22 protein-coding genes are annotated in these 24,828 nt (G+C 66.8%); 14 read left to right on the forward strand and 8 right to left on the reverse strand.

Annotation, left to right across the window (positions count from 1 at the left end; translation table 11 throughout):
- Positions 1-4: 4 nt before the first annotated feature.
- Positions 5-772 (reverse strand): tRNA pseudouridine(38-40) synthase TruA, encoded by a 768-nt coding sequence (truA, locus tag CG51_RS05005; protein ID WP_035742943.1) that lies wholly within the window; start codon positions 770-772, stop codon positions 5-7.
- Positions 773-867: 95 nt separating this feature from the next.
- On the opposite strand from truA, the gene CG51_RS05010 reads away from it, so the two are divergent.
- The 3 genes from CG51_RS05010 (at position 868) to ileS (ending at position 6,438) form a co-directional block, all read left to right on the forward strand.
- Positions 868-2,283 (forward strand): YcjX family GTP-binding protein, encoded by a 1,416-nt coding sequence (locus CG51_RS05010; protein WP_035742609.1) that lies wholly within the window; start codon positions 868-870, stop codon positions 2,281-2,283.
- Entirely contained in the window at positions 2,280-3,290 is a 1,011-nt protein-coding gene (locus CG51_RS05015) for a YcjF family protein (RefSeq protein WP_035742612.1), read from the forward strand. Before CG51_RS05010 ends, CG51_RS05015 begins: the two co-directional genes overlap by 4 nt.
- 172 nt (positions 3,291-3,462) lie before the next feature.
- On the forward strand, positions 3,463-6,438 hold the full coding sequence (ileS, locus tag CG51_RS05020; protein ID WP_035742614.1) for an isoleucine--tRNA ligase: 2,976 nt from the start codon (positions 3,463-3,465) through the stop codon (positions 6,436-6,438).
- Positions 6,439-6,517: 79 nt separating this feature from the next.
- Here ileS and CG51_RS05025 read toward each other — a convergent pair whose 3' ends face one another.
- From CG51_RS05025 to fsa, 5 genes are all read right to left on the reverse strand, one after another.
- Entirely contained in the window at positions 6,518-7,225 is a 708-nt protein-coding gene (locus CG51_RS05025; RefSeq protein WP_035742946.1) for a CDP-alcohol phosphatidyltransferase family protein, read from the reverse strand.
- Positions 7,226-7,654: 429 nt separating this feature from the next.
- Entirely contained in the window at positions 7,655-8,575 is a 921-nt protein-coding gene (locus CG51_RS05030) for a tyrosine recombinase XerC (protein WP_035742616.1), read from the reverse strand.
- A complete protein-coding gene (locus CG51_RS05035) occupies positions 8,572-9,255 on the reverse strand; it encodes a DUF484 family protein (protein WP_035742617.1) in 684 nt (227 codons plus the stop codon). The genes CG51_RS05030 and CG51_RS05035 overlap by 4 nt, the downstream gene beginning before the upstream one ends.
- Before the next feature lie 62 nt (positions 9,256-9,317).
- Positions 9,318-10,127, reverse strand: coding sequence for an aminoglycoside phosphotransferase family protein (locus CG51_RS05040; RefSeq protein ID WP_088233489.1), 810 nt, complete (start codon positions 10,125-10,127; stop codon positions 9,318-9,320).
- On the reverse strand, positions 10,124-10,777 hold the full coding sequence (fsa, locus tag CG51_RS05045) for a fructose-6-phosphate aldolase (protein WP_035707584.1): 654 nt from the start codon (positions 10,775-10,777) through the stop codon (positions 10,124-10,126). Before fsa ends, CG51_RS05040 begins: the two co-directional genes overlap by 4 nt.
- A gap of 68 nt (positions 10,778-10,845) precedes the next feature.
- On the opposite strand from fsa, the gene CG51_RS05050 reads away from it, so the two are divergent.
- The 4 genes from CG51_RS05050 (at position 10,846) to CG51_RS05065 (ending at position 15,477) form a co-directional block, all read left to right on the forward strand.
- The gene (locus tag CG51_RS05050) at positions 10,846-13,074 is read left to right on the forward strand and encodes a primosomal protein N' (RefSeq protein WP_051930055.1); all 2,229 of its coding nucleotides are present in this window, start codon (positions 10,846-10,848) and stop codon (positions 13,072-13,074) included.
- Between the two features lie 85 nt (positions 13,075-13,159).
- Entirely contained in the window at positions 13,160-13,813 is a 654-nt protein-coding gene (msrA, locus tag CG51_RS05055; RefSeq protein ID WP_035742619.1) for a peptide-methionine (S)-S-oxide reductase MsrA, read from the forward strand.
- 70 nt (positions 13,814-13,883) lie between these two features.
- The gene (locus CG51_RS05060; RefSeq protein WP_198947648.1) at positions 13,884-14,582 is read left to right on the forward strand and encodes an AAA family ATPase; all 699 of its coding nucleotides are present in this window, start codon (positions 13,884-13,886) and stop codon (positions 14,580-14,582) included.
- A 28-nt stretch (positions 14,583-14,610) separates the two neighbouring features.
- Positions 14,611-15,477 carry a 50S ribosomal protein L11 methyltransferase gene (locus CG51_RS05065; RefSeq protein ID WP_035742622.1) on the forward strand — a complete coding sequence of 289 codons (867 nt, stop codon included), beginning with the start codon at positions 14,611-14,613 and terminating at the stop codon, positions 15,475-15,477.
- A gap of 120 nt (positions 15,478-15,597) precedes the next feature.
- Here the strand turns inward: CG51_RS05065 and CG51_RS05070 are convergent, their stop codons facing one another.
- Entirely contained in the window at positions 15,598-15,807 is a 210-nt protein-coding gene (locus CG51_RS05070; RefSeq protein ID WP_035742625.1) for a DUF1127 domain-containing protein, read from the reverse strand.
- Between the two features lie 325 nt (positions 15,808-16,132).
- On the opposite strand from CG51_RS05070, the gene ruvC reads away from it, so the two are divergent.
- From ruvC to CG51_RS05105, 7 genes are all read left to right on the forward strand, one after another.
- Positions 16,133-16,636, forward strand: coding sequence for a crossover junction endodeoxyribonuclease RuvC (gene ruvC, locus CG51_RS05075; RefSeq protein WP_035742628.1), 504 nt, complete (start codon positions 16,133-16,135; stop codon positions 16,634-16,636).
- Positions 16,633-17,301 (forward strand): Holliday junction branch migration protein RuvA, encoded by a 669-nt coding sequence (ruvA, locus tag CG51_RS05080; protein ID WP_035742631.1) that lies wholly within the window; start codon positions 16,633-16,635, stop codon positions 17,299-17,301. The genes ruvC and ruvA overlap by 4 nt, the downstream gene beginning before the upstream one ends.
- 60 nt (positions 17,302-17,361) lie before the next feature.
- Positions 17,362-18,408 (forward strand): Holliday junction branch migration DNA helicase RuvB, encoded by a 1,047-nt coding sequence (gene ruvB, locus CG51_RS05085; RefSeq protein WP_035742633.1) that lies wholly within the window; start codon positions 17,362-17,364, stop codon positions 18,406-18,408.
- A gap of 132 nt (positions 18,409-18,540) precedes the next feature.
- Entirely contained in the window at positions 18,541-20,490 is a 1,950-nt protein-coding gene (locus tag CG51_RS05090) for an ABC transporter ATP-binding protein (protein WP_084695040.1), read from the forward strand.
- Entirely contained in the window at positions 20,487-22,340 is a 1,854-nt protein-coding gene (locus CG51_RS05095; protein ID WP_035742635.1) for an ABC transporter ATP-binding protein, read from the forward strand. Before CG51_RS05090 ends, CG51_RS05095 begins: the two co-directional genes overlap by 4 nt.
- A complete protein-coding gene (locus CG51_RS05100) occupies positions 22,337-23,560 on the forward strand; it encodes a class I SAM-dependent RNA methyltransferase (RefSeq protein ID WP_035742637.1) in 1,224 nt (407 codons plus the stop codon). The genes CG51_RS05095 and CG51_RS05100 overlap by 4 nt, the downstream gene beginning before the upstream one ends.
- An 81-nt stretch (positions 23,561-23,641) precedes the next feature.
- Positions 23,642-24,136 (forward strand): L,D-transpeptidase family protein, encoded by a 495-nt coding sequence (locus CG51_RS05105; protein WP_035742640.1) that lies wholly within the window; start codon positions 23,642-23,644, stop codon positions 24,134-24,136.
- 78 nt (positions 24,137-24,214) lie between these two features.
- Here CG51_RS05105 and dalA read toward each other — a convergent pair whose 3' ends face one another.
- Positions 24,215-24,727: a divisome-associated lipoprotein DalA gene (dalA, locus tag CG51_RS05110; protein WP_035742642.1), complete on the reverse strand. Its 513-nt coding sequence runs from the start codon at positions 24,725-24,727 to the stop codon at positions 24,215-24,217.
- Between the last annotated feature and the right edge of the window lie 101 nt (positions 24,728-24,828).

Consider the following 24,828-nt stretch of genomic DNA (forward strand, 5'->3'; position numbering starts at 1 on the left):
TCGTTCAGACGAAGGGATCCTGCGGATATTCCACTCCGGTGAGGTAGAGCCCCTGCGGCGGAGAGACCGGCCCGCAGGCGGCCCTGTCCCGCGCTTCCAGCGCGCGCGTCACGTCCTCCGGCGTCCAGCCACCCGCCCCCACCCGTTCCAGCGTGCCCACCATGGAACGGACCTGATTGTGCAGGAAACTCCTTGCGCGAAGATGGAACCGGTATTCCGTGCCGCCGGGATAAGGCAGCACTTCCAGATCGAACTGGTCCAGCGTCTTGACGGGGGAGTTCGCCTGGCAGAGCGTGGAGCGGAAGGTGGTGAAGTCGTGGCGTCCGACCAGACGCGCCGCGCCAGCCCGCATCGCCTCTGCATCCAGCGTCTGCCGAACCTGCCAGACCAGCCCCGCGTCATGGGTGACGGGTGCTCGTCGCGAGACTAGGCGGAAGGTATAGCGCCGCTCCAGCGCGGAGAAACGGGCATGGAAATCCCCGGCGACCTCCGCGACGGCCACCACTGCCACGGGAGCAGGCTTCAGGTGATGGTTCAGCGCCTCCATCAGCCGGAACGGCTGCCACGCGCGTGCAAGGTCGCAATGGGCCACCTGGCCTGTGGCATGAACACCGGAATCCGTCCGCCCCGCCGCGCCGATGCCCGGCGCCTCCGCCTCCAGCCGGCGGAGAGCGGTTTCCACCGCCTGCTGCACCGACGGTTGGCCGGACTGGCGCTGCCACCCGGCGAAAGGCGCGCCATCATATTCGATTTTCAGAGCATAGCGTGGCATGGCCGCCATGTGAGCCCAAGCGGCGCGTTTCGCAAGCCCTACACAGCGCCCCGATCCGGCCCTATGTTTGCAGAACACGCGAAAGGGAGCGGCAGTTGGTTCTTGGCAGGATTGCGGATGGCGTCTCGCGGAGCGTCGAAACCCTGGGCGCGACCGTGTCGGAGGCGTTTTTCGAACCCGTGATCCGTCTGGGCGTCACTGGGCTCGCGCGTTCGGGCAAGACGGTGTTCATTACCTCGCTGGTGGCGAACCTGATGGATCGCGGGCGGATGCCGCAATTCTCCCCCGCCGCTTCGGGAGCGATCAAGGCCGCATGGCTTCAGCCACAGCCGGATGACACGCTCCCGCGGTTCGACTATGAATCGCATCTTGCCGCGCTGAGCGGTGACAATCCGCGCTGGCCGGAGTCGACGCGCTCCATCTCCCAGCTCCGCCTGTCCTTCCGGGTGCAGCCCACGGGTTTGCTGGGCGCGGTGTCAGGGCCCCGAACGGTGCATCTGGACATCGTGGATTACCCCGGCGAATGGCTGCTGGACCTTGGGTTGATGGAAAAGACCTATGCCGACTGGTCTGCGGAAACCCTGCGGCGGCTGGAGACGCGGGAGGAGGGTCACGCCTTCCTTGCTCTCCTTGATGACACCGACGCAGACGGGAAGTTCGATGAGCCAAGGATAAAGGTGCTGGCCGAAGCCTTCACCGCCTATCTCCATGCCGCACGGGAGGCGGGCTTTTCCGACTGCACGCCGGGCCGCTTCCTGCTGCCGGGAGAGATGGCCGGCTCCCCGGTGCTGACATTCGCCCCCCTCCGCCCACCGGAGAAGCACGCGCGGGGCAGCCTGTGGCGCGAATGCGAACGCCGGTTCGATGCCTATAAGCGGGAGGTGGTGAAGCCCTTCTTCCGCGACCATTTCGCCCGCATCGACCGGCAGGTGGTGCTGGTCGATGCGCTCGGCGCGATTCATTCCGGCCCGCCCGCGGTGGAGGATCTGCGGCAGGCGCTGGCCGACATCCTCGGCGCTTTCCGGCCCGGACGGAACCGCTGGCTCACCTCCCTGCTGGGCGGCAGGCGGGTGGAGCGGATCCTGTTCGCCGCCACAAAGGCGGACCACCTTCACCATTCCCAGCACCCGAGGCTCACCGCCATCATGGAGGCTCTGGTGCGGGAGGCACGGGACCGGGCAGATTTCTCCGGCGCCCGGACCGCGGCCATGTCCATCGCTTCCATCCGCGCGACGGTGGAGGAGCAGATCGACTGGCGCGGCCAGATGCTGGACGCCGTGCGGGGAACGCTGCTCGGCTCCGGGCGGCAGGCGGCCTATTATCCGGGTGAGCTGCCAGACGACCCCGCCCGGTTGCTGTCCCCCGCACGGGAGGGGGTGAAGAAATGGCTGGATGCGGATTACGAGATCATGAACTTCGCGCCCCCCAAGCTGCATCTGCGCCCCGGTGAAGGGCCGCCCCATATCCGCCTTGACCGCGCGGCGGAGTTCCTGATCGGAGACCGGCTGTGAGCGAGACCCCGCGCAAGGGCGTGCTGATCGAATATGCCGACGATGACCGGCCGGAGGTCACGCCCGACTCCGCCCCGCCGATCATGGACGACCCGGACGCCGATCTTCCCACCGGGCAGGCGATGCGGACGATGGCGGTGCTGGCCTCCAGCCGTCCCTCCCGCCTGGCGAAGTTCTTCTGGGCGGTGCTGGTCGCGCTGATCGGCTTTGTCGTGACGCTCGCCACGTGGGATTACATCACCGGCCTCATCCAGCGGAACCCGACGCTCGGCACCATTGCGCTGGTGCTGGTGGGGCTGTTCTGTCTCGCGCTGCTGCTGCTCATCGGCAAGGAATGGGTGGCCTATCTGCGTCTCGCCCGTCTCGACCACGTGAAGGTGGAGGTGGAGAAGGCGCTGGCTTCGGGTGATCTGTCCTTGGCGCGCAAGGTGGCCGATGACGTGGTGGCACTTTACGCGGGCCGCCCGGAGCTCCGCTGGGGGCGGGAGAGGTATGCCGCGCGGCGCGAGGAGCTGCTGGACGGCGACGGCCTCATCGATCTTGCGGAGGTCGAGGTGCTGGCTCCCCTCGACATCGCCGCCCGGAGGGAGGTGGAGGGCGCTGCGCGGCAGGTGGCCGTGGTCACCGCCTTCGTCCCGCTGGCGCTGGCGGATGTGCTGACGGCGCTGGCCGCGAACCTGAGGATGATCCGCCGTATCGCAGAGATCTACGGCGGGCGGACCGGCTTTTTCGGGAGCTGGCGGCTGCTGCGCACCGTTCTGACCCATCTGGTTGCCACCGGCGCGGTCGCGGCGGGCGACGATCTGATCGAGCCGCTGGTCGGCGGGGGGCTTCTGTCCAAGCTGTCGCGCCGCTTCGGCGAGGGGGTGGTGAATGGCTCCCTCACCGCGCGGGTCGGCGTCGCGGCGATGGAGGTCTGCCGCCCGCTGCCCTTCCGCCGCGCGCCGCGTCCCAAGGTGGCAAACCTCGTGAGCCGCGCCCTGACCGGCTTGTTCGACCGCAGGTGACCCGCAAGCCGGGTGTGGACGACGCCGGTGAGCGGCTCTATAAGCGCCCAATGGACGCGACGCTGGCACGCAATTTCCGAATTACCGGCCCGGCTCTCTGACCTTTCAGAGACGCCGGGGACATGGGTTTCCGACCCGCGCCGACAATCCCTCTTCTGACCGGACCGTTCCGATGACCGATACGCCTGCCGATACCGTGGACTACCGCGACACCGTCTTCCTGCCGAAGACCGAATTCCCCATGCGTGCGGGCCTGCCCGCTCGGGAGCCGGAATGGCTCGCCCGGTGGGAGCGGATCGGCATCTACGACCGTCTGCGCGAAAAGAAGGGGCGGACGTCCTTCGTGCTGCATGACGGCCCTCCCTATGCGAACGGGCATCTGCATATCGGCCACGCGCTGAACAAGACGCTGAAGGACTTCATCGTCCGCTCCCAGCAGATGATGGGCAAGGACAGCCGCTACGTCCCCGGCTGGGACTGTCACGGCCTGCCGATCGAATGGAAGATCGAGGAACAGTACCGCGCCAAGGGTCTGAACAAGGACGACGTGCCCGTGGTGGACTTCCGCCGCGAATGCCGCCGCTTCGCCGAAGGCTGGGTCGATATCCAGCGGGAGGAGTTCAAGCGCCTCGGCATCACCGGCAACTGGGCCGATCCCTACCTGACCATGGCCTATCATGCCGAAGCCGTGATCGCCGACGAATACATGAAGTTCGTCATGAACGGCTCGGTCTATCAGGGGTCGAAGCCGGTCATGTGGTCCCCGGTCGAAAAGACCGCGCTGGCCGAGGCGGAGATCGAGTACCACGATCACACCTCGCACACGATCTGGGTGAAGTTCCCGGTGATCGCGGCAATTTCGGCTCGCGCAGAATGGGTCAGGCCCGGCGAAGATCTAACCCCCCTAGTTGAGCGCACACACGAACGACAAACTGATCTCCGTAATGCATCAGTAGTGATCTGGACCACCACTCCGTGGACCATTCCTCAAAACCGTGCGGTCGCATTCAATCCCGATATTTCGTACGGCTTGTACCGGGTGGTCGAAGCGGCAGAGGACAATTGGGCCAAGCCAGGTGATTTGCTCATCCTCGCCGACAAACTCGCCGAAAGCGTGTTTACCGCCGCCAGAGTGGATAGAGTGGAACGTGTCCGTGAGGTAACGGGCGGTGATCTCAAAACTATCAAGATGTCCCATCCGCTGCGCGGCGTGGAGGGCGGCAAGGGCGAGTGGGACTATGACGTGCCCATGCTGCCGGGCGATCATGTCACTGACGATGCCGGCACGGGCTTTGTCCATACCGCGCCCAGCCACGGCGATGACGACTATCAGCTCGGCCTGAAGTTCGGCCTTCCGATGACCTACAACGTGATGGAGGATGGCTCCTACCGGGCCGACCTGCCGCTCTTCGCGGGGGAGTTCATCATCACGCCGAAGGGCAAGGAAGGCGGCGCGAACAAGGCGGTCATCGACCGGCTGGTCGAGGCGGACGCCCTGATCGCACGGGGCCGGATCAAGCACTCCTACCCGCATAGCTGGCGCTCCAAGGCCCCGGTCATCTACCGCAACACACCGCAGTGGTTCGTCGCGATCGACAAGCCGCTGGACGATGGCACGGGCACTTATGGCGACACGATCCGTCAGCGCGCGCTGACCTCCATCGAGGATCTGGTGGCGTTTACGCCCGTTTCGGGGCGCAACCGGCTGCATTCCATGATGGAGACGCGGCCCGACTGGGTTCTGTCGCGCCAGCGTGCCTGGGGCGTGCCGCTCACCTGCTTCGTGAAAAGGGGCGCGAAGCCCACGGATGCCGATTTCCTGCTCCGCGATGCGGAGGTGAACGCCCGGATCGTCGCGGCATTCGAGGCCGACGGCGCGGATGTGTGGTTCGAGGACGGATTCAAGGAAAAGGTGCTGGACGGCCTTTACGATCCCGCCGCCTACGATCAGGTCAGGGACGTGCTGGACGTGTGGTTCGACAGCGGCTCCACCCATGCCTTCGTGCTGCGCGACCGGCCCGACGGTACGCCGGACGGCATCGCGGATCTGTATCTGGAGGGGACGGACCAGCATCGCGGCTGGTTCCACTCCTCCATGCTGCAGGCCTGTGGCACAATCGGGCGCGCACCCTATCGGGGGGTGCTGACCCACGGTTTCACGCTGGACGAGAAGGGCATGAAGATGTCCAAGTCGCTCGGCAATACCGTGGTCCCGGCGGAGGTCATCAAGGAATACGGGGCGGACATCCTGCGCCTCTGGGTGGCGCAGTCCGATTTCACGGTGGATCAGCGGATCGGCAAGGAGATCCTGAAGGGCACCGCCGACAGCTATCGCCGCCTGCGCAACACCATGCGTTTCATGCTCGGCAATCTCGACGGCTGGGACGAGGCGGAACGCATCGCGCCGCAGGAGATGCCGGAGCTGGAACGCTGGGTGCTGCACCGTCTGGCCGAGCTGGATGGCGAGGTCCGGCGCGGCTATGACGCCTATGACTTCCAGGGCGTGTTCCAGAAGCTGTTCCAGTTCTGCACCGTCGATCTGTCGGCGTTCTACTTCGATATCCGCAAGGACGTGCTCTATTGCGATGGCGTGGGCAGCCTGCGCCGGCGCGCGGCGCGCACGGTGCTCGACATCCTGTTCCACCGGCTGGTCACATGGCTCGCCCCGGTGCTGGCGTTCACGATGGAGGATGTCTGGCTGTCGCGCTATCCGGGCGAGGAGTCTTCCGTCCACCTGCAGGACTTCCCCGAGACGCCTGTGAATTGGCAGGATGCCGAACTCGCCCGCAAATGGGAGGAGATCCGCCGCGTGCGCCGGGTGGTGACGGCCGCGCTGGAGATCCAGCGGCAGGAGAAGGTGATCGGCTCCAGTCTGGAGGCCGCTCCCGTCGTCCATGTGCGCAACCCGGACATGCAGGAGGCGCTGAAGGGCGTCGAATTCGCGGATGTCTGCATCACTTCTGAAATCTGGCTGACCACCGATCCGATCCCCGCCGAGGCATTCCGCCTGCCGGAGATCGAGGGTGTGGGCGTGGTCTTTGAACGTGCGGACGGCGGCAAATGCGAACGCTGCTGGAAGATCCTGCCCGATGTCGGCACCCATAAGCATCCGGGCACCTGTGCCCGCTGCGATGCCGTGCTCGGCTGAAGCGCGCGGGACACTCGGATGAATGATAAGGAAAAGGGCGCGGTTTCGCGCCCTTTTGACATCCCGTCACTGGTGCCGCTCAGGGTGGTGAGAAGCGCCCGGGCCTTTCGGTCATTTGCTGCACGATCCCGGCAAGGACCAGATAGATCGTCGTGATCGCCAGCCCCCACTGCACGAAGCTGGAGGGCCAGAAATCCACCCAGGCGCTCCATCCGGCCAGCGCCACCCAGAGGAACGCCACCGGGCGCGTCAGGGCAGACCAGCGCTTCGTTCGCATGGGATGGACGAACTTCAGCGGCGCGAACATCAGCACCGCCAATGCTATGACGATGGCGAGCGCGATCCAGAAATCCGGCTTCAGCGCAAAGAACACAAGCACCACCATGTTCCAGCAGGCCGGAAAGCCGGAAAAGGAGTTGTCCTTGGTCTTCATCCGACTGTCCGCGAAATAGAGGACCGAGGCGAAGTTGATGACCAGTATCGCACACCAACCCGTCCATCCGGGCAGAATACCGGAGGCAAACAGCGCATAGGCGGGGATGAACACGTAGGTCAGGTAGTCGATGATGAGGTCGAGCAGCACCCCGTCGATGATCGGCGCCTTTTCCCGCACGTCGTAACGGCGGGCCAGCGGGCCGTCGATCCCGTCCACGATGAAAGCGACGACCAGCCACAGGAACATCGTGTCCCACTTGTGATCGACGGCGGCAAGCATGGCCAGCGTCGCCCAGATCGCCCCGGTGGCGGTGAAGATATGGACCAGATAGGCGCGAGCGGTGGTGATCATGGTAATCCCGTGACGTTCCCCCCGGTCATCGCCCATATTTCCCTCGGGTGCAACGCCGGGACGCGCACGAAGGGCCCAGATCGTCTGATCGCCCTGGCTGTCCCTGCAATCATGGTGGCAGGACGAAGCATCCTGCAGGGTTGAGGGACGGACATCGGACGGGGCGGTCGCAGTGCCTCAACCGTGCCCGCGGATTGCCGACGACAGCTGTCTTCCGTTCCAGCCCCAGCGGCATTGAGATCGCTTGCCGCGATCCGCCTGCTTCCCGCCGGCGGTGTGCCAAACCACTGATCCGCGACATGCGCGGGATTAGCCCTCCGAAGGGGCCGTGGGGCCTCATCGTGGCACACGGCGGTTCGAAATTGGCCCGTGACGGGACGTATTCCTCATCACTGCTGCAGAGATGAATCTTGTAACAGCCTCCGCCGCTCATGCTCGCGGATGAGTGTTCTCGTAAACCTCCATCAGGCGCCGCGCATCCACAGCGGTATAGACCTGCGTGGTGGAAAGCGAAGCGTGGCCCAGCAGTTCCTGTATAGCCCGGAGGTCGCCTCCCGCGTTCAGAAGGTGTGTGGCGAAGGAATGGCGGAGCGCGTGGGGGGTGGCCGTCGCAGGCAGACCCATCTGGTTTCTGACCCGCTCCATTGCACGCGTGATCAGGCCGGGGTTGAGCGGGCCGCCGCGCGCGCCCCGGAACAGCGGCTCCTCCGCCGGAACGGCGAAGGGAAGCAGGGCGACGTAATCCGCGACTGCCTGCCGTGCGACGGGCAGCACCGGAACGAGACGTTCCTTGTTCCCTTTGCCGATGACGCGCAGCGTCTCGCCCAGCGGGGCATCACGACGGCGCAGGGACAGTGCTTCCGAAATACGCAGGCCGCAGCCGTAGAGCAGCGTCACCACCGCGGCGTCGCGAGCGCCAAGCCAAGGTTCTTCGTGCTGAAGCTCCACCCGGTCTATGACGGAAAGGGCGGCCTCCTCGCTCAACGGGCGGGGCAGGCGCGCCTTGAAGCGGGGCGGGCGGATGCTGAGGACGGCGGTCGGCTCGAACCCCTCGCGTTCCGCCAGCCAGCCGTAGAAGGTCTTGACCGCCGTGAGCGCACGGGCAAGCGACCGCGCCGAGAGGCCGCGCCCGCGCTCATGCGCCATCCAGGCGCGCATGTCAGAGCCCGTGATGCGGGCGAGGGGAGCCAGACCTGATGCGCCGCCATGATGGGTCGAAAGGAACGCGAGAAACCCCGTCACATCGCCGCGATAGGCCGTCACCGTGTTCTCTGCAGCACCCTCCACCGCGCGGAGCCGGGTCAACCATTGCTCCAGCGCATCTCTGATCGCGGGCGAAAGCAGGCTCATGCCAGCCAGCGGCGCATCATCCGCTCAAAGGCTGCTGCGAGGAAGGTGAGCAGCTCCGTGCCGTGGCTCGAACGGAAATGGTTGGCATCGGAGGAACCGAGCGCCAGCAGCCCCGGCAGCCGTCCGGGGCCGAGATCCAGCAGAAGCAGCGCTTCGGACAGGATGGCGGCGTTGTCGTAAAGCTCGCCCGAATCCTGAAGGGGGCGGAGCGTGACCGGCTTGGCCCGCCCCCGCCGCCCGGTGGAGACATAGGCGTCACAGAAGCCTTCGGGCGCGATCTTCAGGACGGGAAGGGGGCCGGCCGTCTCCGCCTCCACCTCTGCCTCGATCACCAGGCGCACACTGTCGAGGCGCAGGATCTGCTGCGCTTCATCCTGAAGCATGGCGAGGAATTCGGCGAAATCCACAGGCTCCAGAAGCTTCAGCACGGCGCGCTGGACGATCCGGGTGCCGGCGAGGTTGTCATAAGCGGCGGCGATGACGTGCCGGTGCGTATCCTCCAGCCGGTCGAGTTCGGATTCGAGCCGCTCCATCGCGACGCTGCGCAGGTCTATCACATTGGGGCCGAGCGCGCGGTCATTCGCCGCTATGAGCGCGCGCATCAGATCCCTGTCTTCGAGAATGAGTTCCGGTTCCGCAAGAATACGTTCGCGCAGTTCCTGTGCCGTATTGTCCGCCATGGCTGCCCTCTCGATTTTGCTCCGACTATGGCGGGGCGACGGGAAGGCGGCAACGCGGGCGGTCAGCCCCCGTCCAATTCTTCCAGCGCGCGTGACATTACGGCCAGAGTGAGCGTGGCATCCGCGCCGTCCTCCAGCAACCACGCTGCGGACAGGGCCGCTCCCGCCACGATCCAGCGGAGCAGACGAGGGCGATCGATCCCGGCGTCACGGGCGACGATGCGCAGACGCGTCTCAAAGACGCCGGGCATCAGCGCGACGGCATGACGGGGATCGGCAAGATCGGGATTGGTGAAAAGCCGGACATGGTCGAACGCCCGGTCGCCCTCGATCCCCTTCGGGTCGATGGCGAGCCAGCCCTCCTCGCCGAAGTCGAGCACGTTGCCATGATGCAGATCGCCGTGGAGCGGCAGGCGTTCCCGCTGGGCGGCCAGCGCCTGCCGCGCGATCACGGTCCCGCGGGCCAGTCTCGGATCGGCGGCAAAGCGCCACAGATCGGCAAACCACGTCTCCAGCGGAATGAGGGGCGGCGCCCCGGCGCGGGGGCGGTGAAGACGGGCGAGCACTGCGCAGAGCGCCGCCGTCGCCGCGCCATCCTCTCCCGTCCGGGACATGTGGAGAAGCGACCGGCGGCCCGTGGCCCGTGCCATCAGCAGCGCATCGCCCTCGCAGGCCAGCACACGGGCCGCGCCTTCACCGTGCCACCAGACCATCAGCGCATACCCCGCGCGCTCCTCGTCCGACCGCGTGACTTTCAGCATCGCGGGCCGGTCGAGGCATCGCACGGGCAAGAGCCTTGAGGCGGGAGTGTCCCTTACCGGCCCGTCGGGGATCAGCCCCCAACGCGCCAGCCAGGGATCGAAACGGGTCAGAGGATCTTCTGTCCCGTCGCCGCCCAGTCCTTGTTGAACTGGTCAAGGCCCTTCTCGGTCAGCGGATGGCTGGCCAGCGCCTTGATGACGGCGGGGGGCGCGGTGATGACATCGGCCCCGATCTTCGCGCATTCGGTGATGTGGTTCACGGTGCGAATGGACGCCGCCAGGATTTGCGTCTCGAACCCGTAGTTGTCATATATGTGCCGGATGTCGGCGATGAGATCCAGGCCGTCGATGTTTATATCGTCCAGGCGCCCGATGAAGGGCGAGATGAAAGTGGCCCCTGCCTTGGCGGCGATCAGCGCCTGGTTGGGGGAGAAGCAGAGCGTCACGTTGACCATGAACCCTTCGTCCGACAACACCTTGCAGGCCTTCAGGCCCGCCCAGGTCAGCGGCACCTTGACCGTGATGTTCGGCGCGATTTCGGCGAGCTTGCGGCCCTCTGCGATCATGTCGTCGGCATCCTGCGCCACGACTTCGGCGGAAACCGGGCCGGAGACGATACCGCAGATCTCCTTGGTGACTTCAAGGATGTTGCGGCCGGATTTCAGGATGAGCGACGGGTTGGTGGTGACGCCGTCGACCATGCCAAGCTCGTTCAGCTCGGCGATGGCCGCGACATCGGCGGTGTCGACGAAGAACTTCATCACGGGTGTCCTGTTCGTGAAAGGGATTGGAGGCCGTCATACCCCACCGGGAGGCGGGCGGAAAGTGCATGACTGACCTGTTTCACATCCCCGTTGCCGTGTCAGCCGCCCCCGGCCACTATCCGGCGGGCGCGCGGGTCGGTGTCGTGACCACGGCGCTCGACCGGCGGCTGGACTATCTGGCGCCTGAGGGTGGCTGCGCGGAGGGCGATTTCGTGCAGGTTCCGCTCGGTCCGCGGCAGGTGCTGGGCGTGGTCTGGGGGCCGGGGGACGGCGACTTCGACGCGGCCCGTCTCCGCCCTGTCACCCGCGTGCTGGATGCGGAGCCGATGGCGGAGGCAATGCGCCAGTTTCTGGAGCGGGGCGCGCAATACACGCTGACGCCGCTCGCGCTCATGCTCAGGCTCGCCACGCGGGCGCCGGGGCTCGGCGCGCCGCCCGCGACGCGGCGCATCCTGCTCCGTGGCGGGCGTGAGCCGGACCGGATGACGGAGGCGCGGGCGCGTGTTCTGGACATCCTGGACGAATATGGCGATCCGGGCTTCACGCCCGCCGAGCTGGCGGGGCTGGCCGGGGTTTCCTCCGGCGTGGTGAAGGGCCTCGTGGCGCAGGGGGTGCTGCTGGAGCAGGATGCCCCCCGCGACCAGCCCTATCCCCGTCTCGACCCCGCCCGTGCCGGTCATGCGCTGACGGAGGATCAGGCCGGCGCCGCGGCGCGGCTCCGGCAGGGTGTGGCTTCCGGCCATTACGGCACGACGCTGCTGAAGGGTGTCACCGGCTCTGGCAAGACGGAGGTTTATCTGGAGGCGGTGGCCGAATGCCTGCGCGCCGGTCGGCAGGCGCTCGTGCTGCTGCCGGAGATCGCGCTGACGGCGGAATTCCTCAAGCGGGTGGAGGCGCGCTTCGGCGCGCGGCCCGCGGAGTGGCATTCCGGCGCCACCCAGACCGAACGCCGCCGCCTCTGGCGCGCGGTGAGCAGGGGCGAGGCGCAGTTCGTCGTCGGCGCCCGCTCCGCGCTGTTTCTGCCGTTCCGCGATCTGGGGCTGATCGTGGTCGATGAGGAGCACGACACCTCCTACAAGCAGGAGGAGGGCATCCTCTACAACGCGCGTGACATGGCGGTGCTGCGGGCCTCGCTCTGCTCTGCGCAGGTCATTCTGGCTTCCGCCACCCCCTCGCTCGAAAGCTGGGCGAATGCGGAGGCTGGGAAATACGCGCGGATCGATCTCGCCGCGCGCTACGGCGCCGCGGAGTTGCCCGAGATGCGGGCGATCGACATGCGCGACGAGGATGTGCCCTCCAACCGCTGGATCTCGCCCACGCTTGCCGCCGCCGTGAGCGCGCGGGTTGAGGCGGGGGAACAGGCGCTGCTGTTCCTCAACCGGCGGGGCTATGCGCCGCTGACCGTCTGCCGGGCCTGCGGGCACCAGATCGGCTGCGACCACTGTGACGCCCGGATGGTGGAGCATCGGTTCCAGAAGCGGCTCGTCTGCCATCAGTGCGGAGAGACAAAGCCGATCCCCACCGCCTGTCCCTCCTGTGGGGTGGAGGGCAAGCTTGCCCCCGTCGGGCCGGGTGTAGAGCGGCTGGCGGAGGAGGTGGAGGCGCTGTTTCCGGGCCGCCGGATCGCCGTGCTGTCCTCAGACCTCTTCGGCTCCGCGCGCGCGCTGAAGGCGCGAATAGAGGAGATCGCGGAGGGCGGTGCCGACATCATCATCGGCACCCAGCTCGTCGCCAAGGGCCACAACTTCCCGCTTCTGACGCTGGTCGGTGTGATCGATACCGATCTGGGGCTGAAAGGTTCCGATCTGCGGGCGGCGGAGCGCACGTTTCAGCTCATGCGGCAGGTGGCGGGCCGGGCGGGCCGGGCGGAGGGGCGTCAGGGGCTGGCGTTGCTCCAGTCCTTTCAGCCCGAGCATCCGGTGATCCGCGCGATCCTTTCGGGTGACGAGGAAGGGTTCTGGCGGGCCGAGGCTGAGGAGCGCCGCGCGGCGGGGGTGCCGCCCTACGGGCGCATGGCGGGGATCATCCTGTCCTCCCCGGATGTGGCGGAGGCGTTCGACTTCGGCGCCGAACTCGCGCGGCGGGACCAGCCGCTCCGCCGTGTAGGCGCGCAGGTCTATGGCCCGGCCCCTGCGCCGATCGCGCGCGTCAGGGGGCGTCACCGGGTGCGGCTGCTGGTGAAGGCGGGCAAGGGCGTGGGCCTTCAGGGCGCAATCTCCGAATGGATCTCGCAGCTTCGTGTGCCCGGTCACCTCCGTGTAACCATCGACATCGACCCGCAGAGCTTTTACTAGGCTGTAACATGCCACCTTGTCCCCACGACTACTTGGGGTTGGCCGCAGGTTTCCTATATTCTCTCCACTCACAGGAGGACCGAGCATGTTCACCTTCGCAGGCAAGAAACTCGCGCTGCCGACGCGTGGCGAAGCGCTTCCCGGCCGCGCCCACCCCATCCCCACTGCCGATACGCATTTCGTGTCCGGCCGCTCTCTCTGGGACATGCCGGAGGGGATGCAGGTGGCGATCTTCGGCATGGGCTGTTTCTGGGGTGTGGAGCGAATCTTCTGGAAGGTGCCGGGGGTGTGGTCCACCTCGGTCGGCTATGCGGGTGGCGTGACGCCCAACCCGACCTATCAGGAGGTCTGCTCAGGCATGACCGGCCATAACGAAGTGGTCCGTGTCGTCTATGATCCGACCATGGTCAGCTATGAGGATCTGCTGAAGGTCTTCTGGGAGAACCACAACCCCACGCAGGGCATGCGGCAGGGCAACGATGTCGGCACGCAGTACCGCTCCGCGATCTACTGGACGGACGAGGCGCAGCGCGTTGCGGCGGAAGCCTCGCTGGCTGCCTTTGCGCCGCGGCTGAAGGCTGCGGGCTATGGCAATGTCACCACCGAGATCCTGCCAGCGCCGGCCTATTTTCCGGCAGAGGATTACCATCAGCAGTATCTGGCGAAGAACCCTGCGGGCTATTGCGGCATCGGGGGCACCGGCGTCACCTGCCCGGTGGGCATCGGCGCGACGACCTGACCGCCACGCCTGCGGCAAGGCCGGCTCCGGGGGACCGGGGCTGGCAACGGGATCGCAAGCGGAGGGCGCGGTGAGCGAGAGAGCCGAAGGACAGGACGGAACGCCGGGGGACACGCCCCGGTCGCCCAGCCCGTCCGCCAAGAATCGGACCGCCAGACAGTCCGCCGCCGCGGCAGAGCAGATTGCCTTTCCGGGGCGGGTTGCGCCCGGAACGCCCGGTCATGTTCCGCCCCGCCGCATCCTGGTGACGGGAGCCTCTGGGACGGGCACATCGACGCTGGGAAGAATGCTGGCGATCCGGCTTGCAAGCCAGCATTTCGACACCGACGATTTCTACTGGCACCCCACGGATCCCCCCTTTCGCACACCCCGCCCGCCTGCGGAGCGGCTCGCGCTTATGGAGGCGATGTTCCTGCCCCGGCGGGACTGGATTCTGTCAGGCGCGCCGATGCGGTGGGAGGGACGGCTTCGGGAACGGGTGACGGCGGTCATCTTCCTCCGCCTCGACCCCGGAGAGCGGATGGAGCGTCTCCGCCGGCGGGAACGGTTGCGCTACGGCGATGCCGCCGACTGCCCGGAGACGGCGGAGTTTCTCGCCTGGGCGGAAAGCTATGACGATCCCTTCTTCACGGGCCGGTCGCTGGCGGGGCATCTGGCCTGGCTGGAGACATTCGCCTGCCCCGTCACGACGCTTGACGCGGCGCTCCCGCCCGACAGGCTGATGGAGATCAGCCTTTCCGTCCTTGACCCCTCCCGCGCCTCCGCTTAGGCGGGGCCGGAAACGCCCGGAGGCCCACATGCCCACCTATGCCGCCCTGACCACGCTGCCCGGCCGCGAGCCTGCCGATGCGCTTGCCGAAGCGCTGGAGGATCTGGAGCCCGAGCCCTACGGCGTCGGCGCGTTCGAGATCGAGGACGGCTCCGGTCTGTGGGAAGTCGGCGCCTATTTCTTCGATCCGCCGGACGAGGTGGCGCTGGCACTGCTCGCCGCCGTTCATGCGGCCAAGGATTTCACCGTCTCCGAATTGCCCGAGATCGACTGGGTCGCCAAGGTTCGGCGCGAACTGCATCCGGTGGAGGCCGGGCGGTTCTTCGTCTATGGCGCGCATGATGCCGACAAGGTGCCCGAAGGCCGTGTGGCCCTGCTGATCGAGGCGGCGGTGGCCTTCGGCACCGGCCACCACGCGACGACGCTGGGGTGCCTCAAGGCGCTCGACAGGCTTGCGGACGAAGGCTTCGTCGGGCGGAACGTCGCGGATATCGGCTGCGGCACGGCGGTTCTTGCCATGGCGGCGGCCTCCCTCTGGCCCGGCACGGTGCTCGCCTCCGATATCGACGCTGTCGCGGTGGAAGTTGCTGCCGCGAATGCGGAGGCGAACGGCCTTGGCGACCGGCTGATCTGCGTGGAAGCCGCGGGCTTCGACAATCCGGCGATCACCGCCCGCGCGCCCTTCGATCTGGTCTTTGCCAATATCCTCAAGGGCCCGCTGGTGGAACTTGCGCCCGACATGGGCATGAACGTGGCGGAGGAGGGCTATGTCATCCTGTCCGGCATTCTGAACCAGCAGGCCGATGATGTCGTCGCCGCCTATGAGGCACAGGGATTCGATGTCGCTGCGCGCGATGAACTGGGCGACTGGACCACGCTCGTCCTTCGCAAGTGATCTGTGCGTGGAAGTGACTGGCCTGCGGAAGTAACCTGAATGCGAAAGGCCGCGCCCCTGTGCGGGAAACGCGGCCTTGCAATCGTCGGGTCCGCAGCGGTTGCGGACCGGATTGGCGGCTCAGCGGAAGAGCGCGCCGATGTCGTCCAGATCGGCGCGGGTCAGGCCGATGTCGTTGAGTTCGCGGTCCGACAGGCGGGAAAGCGCCTTGCGGGTCAGCCGCGCGTCGTTCCAGCTTTTCAGGGCGCTGAAGGCGCCGGAGAACAGGTGGGGGGCGCGGCCTCCGGTCGAGCGGCCCGAGAGGCTCGGGTTGGTGTCGAGCGTAGCCATCTTGGTATCCTTTACAAACTGCTTCTTATGGGAGCATCATTTTGACTGAGCTGCATCTAGAGCGGGCATTTTGAGAACTCAACGGGCGCCGATGTCATGGCACTCTTGCGCGGCGCGCATGGCTTCTTTCACAAAAATTCAATGAAAATGGGTTCTTGCGATCAGGGTGGTTTTCTCGCCGCGTCTTTGGTGATTTCTTCGAGGAAGTGGGGAGAAGTCGCAACTTCCTTGCGGGATCATTACTGATACCCGGATCGTTCTGGCGGGTGTTCGCCTTTCGTGCTAGCGAGGCAAAAAGACAACAGAATGCTCGGGACAGGTCGGAATGCGCGTCATGGGGATAGATCCGGGCCTCCGAAATCTCGGTTGGGGGGTGATAGAGGTGCGTGGCTCACGACTCAGTCATATCGCCAACGGCATCCTACATTCTGAGGGCGAGGATCTCGCCATGCGGCTGATGAGCCTGCACGCCCAGCTGTCCCGCGTCTTCGCTGCCCATACGCCGGAGGCTGCCGCGGTGGAGCAGACCTTCGTCAACAAGGATGCCGTGGCGACGCTGAAGCTCGGTCAGGCGCGGGGCATCGCCCTGCTCGTCCCGGCGCAGGCGGGCATCCGGGTGGGCGAATATGCGCCCAACGCGGTCAAGAAGACGGTCGTGGGCGTGGGACACGCGCAGAAGCGGCAGATCGACCATATGGTGCGGCTTCATCTGCCAGGCATCGTCATTGCCGGGCCTGATGCGGCGGACGCGCTCGCCGTGGCGATCTGTCACGCACATCACATGCAATCCGCAGGCCGACTCGCCGCCGCGCTGGCGAGGGCGCAATGATCGGGCGCGTTGCCGGACTGGTCGTGCATCGGGGCCAGGACCATGTGGTGATCGACGTGCGCGGCGTGGGCTATGTCGTTTACGTCTCGGACAGGACGATGGCCGCGCTGCCCGCCGTGGGCGGCGCTGCCGCGCTCTGGACGGAACTGCTGGTGCGGGAGGATCTTCTCCAGCTTTTCGGCTTTCCGACGCTGCTGGAGAAGGAATGGCACCGGCTGCTGCTGACCGTGCAGGGGATCGGCGCCAAGGCGGCGCTCGCCATTCTGGGAACCCTCGGGGCGGAGGGGCTGGCGCGCGCCATCGCGCTTGGCGACTGGACGACGGTGAAGGCGGCGCCGGGTGTCGGCCCGAAGATCGCGCAGCGCGTTGTGAATGAGCTGAAGGGCAAGGCCCCCGCCGTCATGGCGCTCGGGGCCGGGCCGGGGCCGACGGTCGTGGCGCCTCCGATGGCGGAGGAGGAGGGCGTGGTGGTGGACCTGCCGCCGCCCCCACCGCCCTCTCCTTCCGCGGCTGCGACGGCGGAGGCGCTGTCGGCGCTGCTGAACCTCGGCTACGGGCAGGGGGAGGCGGCGGCGGCGGTGGCAGAGGCTGCGGGCCGCGCGCCGGAGGCCGCGACGCCGGACCTGATCCGCGCAGCCCTGAAACTGCTCGCGCCGAAGGGCTAGGGCCACTAAGCCTTGCCTTCCGGGCGATGTTCCGCGAAAGTTCCGGCGAGAGGCGCCATCATGTCCATGCCAGATCCCACCCTGCGGCCCGAGTCGCTGCCGGAGGACAGCTCCGAAACCGACCGGGCGCTTCGCCCGCAGCTTCTGGACGAGTTCATCGGTCAGGCGGAGGCGCGCGCCAACCTGCGCATTTTCATCGAATCCGCCCGGATGCGCGGCGAGGCGATGGACCATACGCTGTTCCACGGCCCCCCCGGTCTGGGCAAGACGACGCTGGCCCAGATCATGGCGCGCGAACTGGGGGTGGGGTTCCGCATGACCTCCGGCCCGGTTCTGGCCAAGGCCGGGGATCTGGCGGCGATCCTGACCAATCTCGAACCTCGGGATGTGCTGTTCATCGATGAGATCCACCGCCTCTCACCGGTAGTGGAAGAGGTGCTCTATCCCGCGCTGGAGGATTTCGCCCTCGATCTGGTGATCGGGGAGGGGCCTGCCGCGCGCACCGTGCGGATCGACCTGCCACCCTTCACGCTGGTCGGGGCAACGACGCGGCTCGGCCTGCTCACCACGCCGCTCAGGGACAGGTTCGGCATTCCCACACGGCTCCAGTTCTACACGGAGGACGAGCTGTTCCAGATTGTCGCTCGCGGTGCGCGCCTCATGGGGATCACGGCGGAGGAAGGCGGCCTGCGGGAGATCGCCCGCCGCGCGCGCGGTACACCGCGGATCGCCGGTCGGCTCCTGCGCCGTGTGGTGGATTTCGCGCTGGTGGAGGGGAATGGCCATATCACCCAGCCGCTTGCCGACGGGGCGTTGAGCAGGCTTGGCGTCGATGCACTGGGGCTCGATGGCAGCGACCGGCGTTACCTCCGGCTCATCGCGGAAAGCTACGGCGGCGGGCCGGTGGGGGTGGAGACGCTCTCCGCTGCGTTGTCGGAGTCCCGCGATGCGATAGAGGAAGTGACGGAGCCTTACCTCCTGCAGCAGGGTCTCATCGCGCGCACGCCGCGCGGTCGGATGCTCGCGCAGGCGGCGTGGCGGCATCTGGGGCTCGAAGCTCCGCGAACGGAGGTGCGCCCCGCGCCACAGGGCGACCTTTTCGGCTAGCCCCCCGGTTTCCCTGAGAGGGTTTCCGCCCTATATGCCCTGTCCTGACAGGATTGTGTGGAGCCGCGCTGACGGATGAGACGCCCTGCCGTCCCGGTCAGCCCGTTACACCACCGCAGAAAGGCAGAAGCGATGTTCCGCTTCTTTGAAACCCTTGTCGATCCCTACACGGCGTATGAGGAGCGGGACGCCCCTCCGCGCCGCCTGTGGCCGTTCCTGCTGTCCTTCGCCCGGCCCTTTCGTGCGGTGTTCGCCATCACGGCGGTGCTCTGCATCATCGTGGCTTCGGTGGAGGTGGCGCTGGTGTGGTACATGGGCCGCGTGGTGGACTTCCTCTCGCAGGGGACCCCGGCTGAGGTCTGGGCCGCCCATGGGACGGAACTGTTGCTGGCGGGCCTGTTCATGCTCACGCTCCGCCCGGTGGTTCAGGGGCTGTCGGTGGCGTTTCTCAACAACACCATCATGCCGAACTTCGGCACGCTCATCCGTTGGCGCTCGCACCGTCATGTGCTCCGCCAATCCGTCGGCTGGTTCGAGAACGACTTCGCGGGGCGTGTCGCCAACCGGATCATGCAGGCGCCCTATTCTGCGGGAGATGCCGTCTATCAGATCTTCGACGCGATCACCTTCGCGCTGGCCTATATCATCGGCGCGACCGTGCTGCTGGCGGATGCGGATCCGCGTCTGGCGCTGCCGCTGCTCGGCTGGCTCGTGCTCTACGGGCTGCTCATGCGCTGGACGATGGTGCGGGTGAGCGTCGCCTCGCAGGCCGCTTCGGACGCCCGTTCCGCGCTGACGGGGCGGGTGGTGGACAGCTACACCAACATCCATTCGGTCAAGCTCTTTGCCCATCAGGGCAAGGAGGTGGACTACGCCCGGGAGGGGATGGAGCGGTTCCGGCAGGCCACTGCGCGGGAGATGCGGGTGTTCACCACGATGGATGTGGTGCTGATGGCGCTGAACGGGTTGCTGATCGTGGCCGTCGTGGGTTGGGCGCTCTGGCTCTGGATGCAGGGGAGCGCCTCTGTGGGGGCGGTCGCGGCGGCAACCGCCCTGACCCTCCGGCTCAATGCGATGACCGGCTGGATCATGTGGGCGCTCACCCATTTCTTCCAGTCGCTGGGCATCGTGGAGGAAGGGATGCAGACGCTGGCCGAGCCCATCCACCTCGTTGACCGGAAGGAGGCGGTGGCGCTGAAGCTTACCAAGGGGCTCGTCCAGTTCGAGAACGTGAGCCATCATTACGGCCTCGGCAGCGCTGGGCTGGACGGTGTCACCCTCACCGTTCGCCCGGGCGAGCGGATCGGCCTGATCGGGCGGTCCGGCGCGGGCAAGACGACGCTGGTGAAGCTGTTGCTGCGGTTCTACGACCCGGAGCGTGGCCGCATCCTGCTCGACGGGCAGGACATCTCCGGCGTCACGCAGGACAGCCTGCGCCGCGCAATCGGCATGGTGCAGCAGGAAAGCTCGCTTCTCCACCGGACGGTGCGGGAGAATATCCTCTACGGTCGGCCCGATGCGACGGAGGAGGAGATGATCGCCGCGGCGAAGCGGGCGGAGGCGCATGACTTCATCCTCCAGCTGCGCGACCGCGAGGGGCGCGCGGGCTATGACGCGCAGGTGGGCGAGCGGGGGGTGAAGCTCTCCGGCGGTCAGCGGCAGCGTGTGGCACTCGCCCGCGTGATCCTGAAGAATGCCCCGATCCTCGTGCTGGACGAGGCCACCTCCGCATTGGACAGCGAGGTGGAGGCCGCCATTCAGGAGACGCTCTACGGTGTGATGGAGGGTAAGACGGTGATTGCCATAGCGCACCGCCTGTCCACCATCGCCGCCATGGACCGGATCGTGGTGCTCGACGCCGGTCGCGTGGTGGAGGATGGCAGCCATGACGATCTGCTGGCCGCGGGCGGCATCTATGCCGGCCTCTGGGCGCGGCAGTCGGGCGGGTTCCTCGGCATGGATACCGGTGTGGAGGCTGGCACCGAGGCTGGCACCGAGGCTGGCACCGAAGCTGGCGTGGGCGCTGGCCCGGAGACGACCAACGGGGAGAGCGCTCCCCTGACCGCAGGAGAACCCGCATGAGAGGGGTCACGAACGCCGATATCTTCATCCCGGCGGAATCGTCGCCGCCGCAGACCCTGGGCGCCTTCTTCCTTTGGTGCATCAAGGGCGCCTGGGTGTGGCTGCTGATCGCGGGCGTGCTCGCCGCGGTGGCGGGCGTGCTGGAGGTCATGACGGCGCTGGTGCTGGGACGGGTGATCGACACGACAACCGGCACCGCGACGGCGGATTACTTCTCCGCCCATGCCGCGACGCTGATCGGCTTCGTGCTGTTCTTCGCGGTGTTGCGTCCGGTTGCCATCGGTGTCTCCACGGCGGCCAACAACCTGCTGGTTGCGCCGAACGTGATGCCGCTGGTCCTTTCGCGGCTGTTCCGCTGGACGCTGGGCCAGTCAGTCACCTTCTTCGACAACGATTTTGCCGGGCGCATCGCACAGAAGCAGATGCAGACCGCCCGCGCCGTGACGGAAACGGCGACCGACTTCATCAATGCGGTCACCTTCGCGCTTGCCTCGGTCATCGGCTCGGTCGCGGTGCTGGTCGCCATCGACCCGTGGATCGCGCTGGCACTGGCGGTCTGGCTGCTGCTTTACCTGCTCCTCATCCGCTACTTCCTGCCGCGTGTCCGCAAGCGCTCGACCCAGCGGGCGGCGGCGCGGGCGATGATCTCCGGCCATGTCGTGGACACGATCACCAACATCAAGACGGTGAAACTCTTTGCCCACGCCGATTTCGAGGATCAGGTCGCCCTGGGCGCGATGAGTGATTACCGGCGCAAGACCATCCGTTTTGGCGTCGTCTCCACCTGGCTGCGCTTCGGGTTGAATGCTTTGGGCGGTATCCTGCCCGTGGTGCTGATCGGCGGGGCGCTGCTGCTCTGGACGCGGGGCATGGCCACGGCGGGGGATATCGCGGCCTCCGGGGCCATCGCGCTCCGCATCTCGCAGATGACGGGCTGGGTCTCCATGTCGCTGATGAGCATCTATGCCAATGTGGGCGAGATCGAGGACGGCATGAACACCCTCTCCCGCCTGCACAGTCTGACCGACAAGCCCGACGCACTTGAACTGACGCGGGTGAGCGGGGCCATGACCTATGATGACGTGACCTTCACCTATGGCGGTGGATCGGCGGGGGTCCGGGGCGTCACGCTCGACATTCCGGCGGGGCAGAAGGTGGCCCTGGTGGGCGCGTCCGGCGCCGGAAAATCTACGCTGGTAGCCCTGCTTCTGCGGCTATACGACACGGAGAAGGGGCGCGTTCTGATCGACGGCCACAATGTGCGCGATGTGACTCAGGAAAGCCTGCGCCGCCAGATCGCCATGGTCACGCAGGAAACGGCGATGTTCAACCGCTCCGCCCGCGACAACATTCTTTACGGTCGCCCCGACGCGACGGAGGAGGAGATGATCGCCGCAGCCAAGGCCGCCGAGGCGCATGAGTTCATCCTGAAGATGTCCGACCATCAGGGGCGCAAGGGCTATGACGCGCATCTGGGCGAGCGGGGTGTGAAGCTCTCCGGCGGCCAGCGGCAGCGGATAGCGCTCGCCCGCGCCTTCCTGAAGAACGCGCCGATCCTCGTGCTGGACGAGGCCACTTCCGCATTGGACAGCGAGGTGGAGGCCGCCATTCAGGACTCTCTCGACCGGGTGATGGAGGGCAAGACGGTGCTCGCCATCGCGCACCGCCTCTCCACCATCGCGGCAATGGACAGAATCGTCGTGCTGGACGAGGGCCGGATCGTGGAGGAGGGCACGCATGACGCCCTGCTGGCCCGGGATGGTCTCTACGCCCGCTACTGGCGGCGGCAGTCCGGCGGCTTTCTGACTGTCGATCCGATGGACGGGGCGGAGACGGAGGCGGCGGAATGACCCTCACCGTTCAGCGCCTGGGCCATCATGGCGACGGGATCGCCATGGGGGCAGACGGCCCGGTGTTCATCGCCGGCGCCCTCCCGGGGGAGGAGATTGCGGGGGATGTCGTGGGCGATCGCCTCGCCCAGCCGCGCATCGTCACCCCGTCGCCGGACCGTGTCCGCGCGCCCTGTCCGCATTACCGTGCCTGCGGGGGCTGCGCGCTCCAGCATGCCTCCGACGCTTTCGTGGCCGCATGGAAAACGCAGGTTGTAGCGGCAGCACTTGCCGCACAGGGGATCGAGACGGAACTGCGCCCCATCCTGACCTCGCCCCCCCGGTCCCGCCGCCGGGCTGCGCTTTCCGGGCGGCGCACCAAGACAGGTGCGATGATCGGCTTTCACGGACGCGCTTCCGATCAGCTCGTGGATACGCCTGCCTGCCTGCTCCTCCATCCCGAGCTAATGGCCCTCCGCCCGGCGCTGGAGGAGGTGACGCTGGCCGGTGTCTCACGGAAGGGGGAGCTGACGCTTACCCTTGCCCGCGCCATCGGCGGTGCCGATCTGGCGGTGACGGGCGGCAAGCCGCTGGATGCCGCGCTCCGCCGGGATCTGGCGGTGATCGCGGGGCGGCACGGGATCGCACGTGTGAGCTGGGACGGGGAAGTCGCCGTGCAAGCCGCGGAACCGTTCCAGCGATTCGGCGCGGCCCTGGTCTCACCGCCCCCCGGCGCGTTTCTTCAGGCCACAGCCGAGGGGGAGGCCGCGCTGCTCGCTGCCGTGCGGGAGATCGTGGGGAGCGCGCCCCGCGTGGGGGACTTGTTCTGCGGCTCCGGTACCTTCGCCCTGCCGCTGGCCGAGCGGGCCGAGGTGCTGGCCGTAGAGGGAAGCGCGCCCGCCATCCGGGCGCTGGAACGCGGCTGGCGGGGCACGGAGGGATTGCGCAAGGTCACGACGGAGTCGCGTGACCTGTTCCGCCGGCCATTGCTCGGCCCTGAACTCAAGCGGCTCGATGCGGTGGTCATCGACCCGCCGCGCGCCGGAGCCGAGGCCCAGACGCGGGAACTCGCCGCTGCGGGCGTGCCGCGAATCGCCGGCGTCTCCTGCAATCCGCTGAGCTTCGCCCGTGACGCGCGTCTGCTCACGGGCGCGGGCTACAGGCTGGATTGGGTTCAGCCGGTGGACCAATTCCGCTGGTCCACCCACGTGGAACTGGTTGCATCTTTCCACCGCGATTGACGTGCAAACTGCCTAGGCGAATCTGGCGAAAATCTGCTACCCTCTCGGGCAATAAAAAGAGGGACGGGCAGGACCATAACCATGTGGCGAATTCTTTCGCTTCTCTTGCTTTGTGTGACGCTGACGGCCTGCGGATCACAATCCAAGTTCAAAAGCTATGACGGGCCTGAGGTCACGTCGATACAGGTGCACAAGTCGCAGCGGAAAATGTATCTGCTGCACGACAATATCGCCATCAAGACTTATGATATCGGGCTTGGGCCGCAGCCGCTGGGCCACAAGCAGATTTCCGGCGATGGCCGTACGCCGGAGGGACTTTACTTCATCGACCGGCGCAATCCCAACAGCCAGTATCATCTATCGGTCGGTATTTCCTATCCCAATCCGCATGATGTGGAGGTTGCGCGTGCGCTCGGCCTCTCTCCGGGCGGTGACATCTTCATCCATGGAGAGGCAGGTTGGGCCAAGGGGCGCGCGCGGGACTGGACGGCCGGTTGTATCGCCGTAACCGACAAGGAGATCGAGGAGATATACTCCATGGTCCGTGAAGGAACGCCGATCTACCTGCTGCCATAGGAACGGGGCCGCGCGGCCCCATTCCCATCGCTTGCCAGGGCCTCTCTCTGGGAGGCCGCGGCGACCATGCTGCGCGGATCAGCTTCCGAGCAGCATGGTCCACCATATCTTGCCCCTGCTATCCTGGAAGAAGTCGAACCCCATCAGGCGGGCGGCGGGGTCGAGAAGCGTCTCGCGCGAGGGTTTGTCCTCCATCCACGCGGCCAGCGTCTCCAGCTCCGTCTCATATGTTTCGGAGATCAGCTCGCCCCGAACCTCACCGCCATAACCCGCGCGTTGCGCCCGGATGATGGGCGAGGAGCCGTCGGAGCCGAAGTGCCAGGGCCGGTTCTGCACAGCCATGTCGCGCGAATGGGTCGCAGCGGCGGCGTTCAATTCGGGCGAAAGCTGCAGCATCGCCAGTCCCCGCGCCGAGCGGAGCGCATTCACCCCGTCCAGCATCCGGTACTGGATGGCGCCCGTCTCTGCGGCGCTCAGCTGGTAAAGGCGGGGCAACGGCTTCCCGTCCGTGCCATACTGAATGGGCGGAGGCGAGGAACAGGCGGCGAGCGTCGCCGCGGTGGTGAGCAGAAGAAGCGAAGTTCGGAGCATGTGGTTCGTTTGCCTGTTGGAGAAGGTCCCCGGAGATGTAGCCGCCCGGGCCCGCGGTCGCAAATATCCCTGTCAAAAGGCGGCATCACGAGTATTTGTTG

Source organism: Haematobacter missouriensis (assembly GCF_000740775.1).
GTDB lineage: Bacteria > Pseudomonadota > Alphaproteobacteria > Rhodobacterales > Rhodobacteraceae > Haematobacter > Haematobacter missouriensis.

Excerpts from the sequence above, each read along its gene's own strand:
- fsa (WP_035707584.1), bottom strand. The coding sequence starts at position 10,777 with ATGAAGTTCTTCGTCGACACCGCCGATGTCGCGGCCATCGCCGAGCTG.
- CG51_RS05065 (WP_035742622.1), top strand. The coding sequence starts at position 14,611 with ATGCCCACCTATGCCGCCCTGACCACGCTGCCCGGCCGCGAGCCTGCC.
- CG51_RS05105 (WP_035742640.1), top strand. The coding sequence starts at position 23,642 with ATGTGGCGAATTCTTTCGCTTCTCTTGCTTTGTGTGACGCTGACGGCC.
- dalA (WP_035742642.1), bottom strand. The coding sequence starts at position 24,727 with ATGCTCCGAACTTCGCTTCTTCTGCTCACCACCGCGGCGACGCTCGCC.
- CG51_RS05070 (WP_035742625.1), bottom strand. The coding sequence starts at position 15,807 with ATGGCTACGCTCGACACCAACCCGAGCCTCTCGGGCCGCTCGACCGGA.
- CG51_RS05035 (WP_035742617.1), bottom strand. The coding sequence starts at position 9,255 with ATGGCGGACAATACGGCACAGGAACTGCGCGAACGTATTCTTGCGGAA.
- ruvC (WP_035742628.1), top strand. The coding sequence starts at position 16,133 with ATGCGCGTCATGGGGATAGATCCGGGCCTCCGAAATCTCGGTTGGGGG.
- ruvA (WP_035742631.1), top strand. The coding sequence starts at position 16,633 with ATGATCGGGCGCGTTGCCGGACTGGTCGTGCATCGGGGCCAGGACCAT.
- truA (WP_035742943.1), bottom strand. The coding sequence starts at position 772 with ATGCCACGCTATGCTCTGAAAATCGAATATGATGGCGCGCCTTTCGCC.
- CG51_RS05025 (WP_035742946.1), bottom strand. The coding sequence starts at position 7,225 with ATGATCACCACCGCTCGCGCCTATCTGGTCCATATCTTCACCGCCACC.
- CG51_RS05090 (WP_084695040.1), top strand. The coding sequence starts at position 18,541 with ATGTTCCGCTTCTTTGAAACCCTTGTCGATCCCTACACGGCGTATGAG.
- ruvB (WP_035742633.1), top strand. The coding sequence starts at position 17,362 with ATGTCCATGCCAGATCCCACCCTGCGGCCCGAGTCGCTGCCGGAGGAC.
- CG51_RS05050 (WP_051930055.1), top strand. The coding sequence starts at position 10,846 with ATGACTGACCTGTTTCACATCCCCGTTGCCGTGTCAGCCGCCCCCGGC.
- CG51_RS05030 (WP_035742616.1), bottom strand. The coding sequence starts at position 8,575 with ATGAGCCTGCTTTCGCCCGCGATCAGAGATGCGCTGGAGCAATGGTTG.
- CG51_RS05095 (WP_035742635.1), top strand. The coding sequence starts at position 20,487 with ATGAGAGGGGTCACGAACGCCGATATCTTCATCCCGGCGGAATCGTCG.
- ileS (WP_035742614.1), top strand. The coding sequence starts at position 3,463 with ATGACCGATACGCCTGCCGATACCGTGGACTACCGCGACACCGTCTTC.
- CG51_RS05100 (WP_035742637.1), top strand. The coding sequence starts at position 22,337 with ATGACCCTCACCGTTCAGCGCCTGGGCCATCATGGCGACGGGATCGCC.
- msrA (WP_035742619.1), top strand. The coding sequence starts at position 13,160 with ATGTTCACCTTCGCAGGCAAGAAACTCGCGCTGCCGACGCGTGGCGAA.